This is a genomic window from bacterium, assembly GCA_027622355.1.
Taxonomy (GTDB): Bacteria; UBA8248; UBA8248; order UBA8248; family UBA8248; genus JAQBZT01.
Map to the genome: position 1 here is coordinate 1 of JAQBZT010000341.1, position 2,599 is coordinate 2,599.

The 2,599-nt window shown below is 67.7% G+C and carries 3 protein-coding genes and 1 tRNA gene; 2 read left to right on the forward strand and 2 right to left on the reverse strand.

The features are described from left to right. Positions 1 to 4: 4 nt before the first annotated feature. The gene (locus O2807_14470) at positions 5 to 1,039 is read left to right on the forward strand and encodes an ABC transporter permease (GenBank protein ID MDA1001708.1); all 1,035 of its coding nucleotides are present in this window, start codon (positions 5 to 7) and stop codon (positions 1,037 to 1,039) included. A gap of 107 nt (positions 1,040 to 1,146) precedes the next feature. Next, a tRNA-Leu gene (locus O2807_14475) sits at positions 1,147 to 1,233 on the forward strand. 89 nt (positions 1,234 to 1,322) lie between these two features. On the opposite strand, the gene def is transcribed toward O2807_14475, so the two are convergent. Together def and O2807_14485 are read right to left on the reverse strand one after the other, a co-directional pair. Beyond that, positions 1,323 to 1,883 (reverse strand): peptide deformylase, encoded by a 561-nt coding sequence (def, locus tag O2807_14480; protein MDA1001709.1) that lies wholly within the window; start codon positions 1,881 to 1,883, stop codon positions 1,323 to 1,325. A 12-nt stretch (positions 1,884 to 1,895) separates the two neighbouring features. Continuing rightward, positions 1,896 to 2,599: HAD family phosphatase (locus O2807_14485; GenBank protein ID MDA1001710.1), on the reverse strand; the 704-nt coding region annotated here is incomplete at its 5' end.

Sequence of the window (2,599 nt, forward strand, 5' to 3'; positions counted from 1 at the left end):
CGAGTTGATGCCCCGGCTGGGCATTTACCTTTTCGGCACCGACGAGCTCGGCCGCGATGTCTTCGCCCGTATGCTCCAGGGGGCGAAGGTTTCGATGGCCGTCGGGGTGGTGTCGGTGGGCATCGCCATTCTTCTCGGCATCACCATGGGCGGCATCGCGGGATTTTACGGAGACCGGCAGCTGGGCATCGCCGCGCTGCTGGGCGTGCTGGCGGGCCTGGGCGCGGCGCTTTTGATCTGGCACCTGCTCGGCGCCTTGCCGCTCGCCGGCGCGTGCGTCTTTGGCCTCATCGGGCTCTGGCGCGCCGGCCGGAGCGCCTCCGGGGTGGGCGCGGCGATACTCTTGGGCGCGCTGGCCGGTCGCATCCTCTCCCCGATCGGGCCGGGCGCTTCCTCGGCGGTCTCGCTCTGGCTGGCTGTATTTTCGGTCGTCCTCTTTTTCCTGCTCGGCGGCATCATCGGCCACCGCGCGGAAAAATCGGAATGGCTCCGCCCGCTGCGCACCCTGCGCCTTCCGCGCATCGACACCATCTTTATCGCCCTCGTGGACGTGCAGCTCTCCTTCCCGACCTTCTTTCTCATTCTCACCGTCATCGCCCTGCTCCCGCCGAGCATCTGGAACATCATGGTGGTGATCGGCGTGACGGGCTGGGTGGGGCCGGCGCGCTTCGTCCGCGCGGAGATGCTCTCCCTGCGCGAGCGGCCCTTCGTCGAGGCGGCGGTCGCCATCGGCGCGGGGGACGCCCGCCTCATCTTCGGCCATCTCGTCCCGAACGCCCTGGCCCCCGTCCTGGTGTCGGCGACGATCGGCATCGCGAGCGCGATCCTGGTCGAGGCGGGACTGAGCTTCCTCGGCTTCGGCGTCCCGCCCCCCGACGCCACCTGGGGGAACATCCTCTCGGACGGGAAGAAATTCCTCTTCGACGCCCCCTGGCTCACGCTCATTCCGGGAATCTCGATCCTCCTCGTCGTCCTGGCCTTCAACCTCTTCGGCGAGGGCCTGCGCGATGCCCTCAACCCGCGGGCAAAGCCGGAGTAGTCCGCCCGCGGGAAAAAAGAGTTGATTTCACATGGGTTTCAGATCGCGCGGGCAAGTTGACACCGGGCGGCGCGAGGCGCGATATTGGCCGCCGGCTGAAAAGGCCTGCCCAAGTGGTGGAATTGGTAGACACGCCAGCTTGAGGGGCTGGTGGGGGCAACCCTGTGTCGGTTCGAGTCCGGCCTTGGGCACCAGAAAAATCAAAAGGCTGCGGAGGCAGGTGCGCTTCCGCAGCCTTTTTTTGTCAGGCAAAACGTTTTGTCGGGCAAGACGCCACGGCCCTTCAGCCTTCCTTCTTCTCTCCGTCCTTCTTCTCCCCTTCCGGCGCCTCGCGGGGGGCCCAGTAGCGGCGGAACTCCTCCCCGAAGCAAAGGGTCGAGAAATCGGCCATCCTTTCGAGAAAGACGATCCCGTCCAGGTGGTCCCGCTCATGCTGGCACACGCGCGCGGCGTAGCCCTCGAGATCGATGGAGAAGGGGTTTCCGCTCGGGGCCAGCGCCTCGAGCCGCACCTTGCGGTTTCGCGGCACCTTCCCGTGCAGATCGGGGATGCTCAGGCAGCCCTCCCAGTCCTCCGCCGTTTTCTCGTCCAGCACCGTCACCTGCGGATTGATGGCGACGATCAGCGTCTCCTCATCGTTGGGGTCCGGCTGCAGGACGAACAGGCGGAGCGAGGCGTGCACCTGCGGGGCGGCGAGGCCCACGCCGGCGTACTCGCTCATGGTGTCCACCATGTCCTCGATGAGGCGCTGCACCTCGGGGTGCTCAACCTGGGCCGGATCGATCGCCCGGGCCTTCTCGCGAAGAACCGGGTGCCCGAGCCGCGCCACCTTCAGTATGGACATCTCCTGAACTCCTCAGCCGCGCGGTGAAAGCGCCGCAAACCACCGCTCCAGCGCATCCGGGTCCGCGACCTCATCCAAAGAGCCGACCACCCGATCGGCCGCCCCCAGTTTCTCACGCGGATAGCTCGTCGTCACGGCCAGAACGCGCATCCCCGCCGCGAGGCCCGCCGCGAGGCCCGCCACCGAATCTTCCAGCACGAGACACGCTTCCGCCGGAATGTCCTCCCCCGCGGCCTTTGAGAGCTCCTCCCGCGCGCGCAGGAAGCTCTCCGGGTCGGGCTTGCTCCGCTCGACATCATCCGCAGAGACGATGGCGGCAAAGCACGCCAGGAGCCCCGCCCGCTCGAGCACCGGCGCGATCTCGCGCCGCAGCGCGCCGCTCGCGACAGAGAGCGGCCACCTTTCGGCGGCGGCGCGAATGAGCGCCTCCGCCCCGGGCAGGAGGACGGGGTTTTCGGCGAGCGCCTCGTAGCGCTCGGCCTTCCGCGCGAGAAGGCGCGCCATCTCCCCGGCGGACACCTGCCGGTCCCTGTCCCGAAGGAAAGTCTCGAACAGCCGCCGATCGTCGAAAGCCAGATAGCGCTCCGCATACGCCTCGGGCGTCAGGTCGAGCCCCAGCTCGCTGCGGATGACATCCTGGAACGCGGCGAGATGGAGCGGCTCGCTGTCCGCGATCGTTCCGTCGAAATCGAATATGAGGGCCCGAAGCCGCGCCA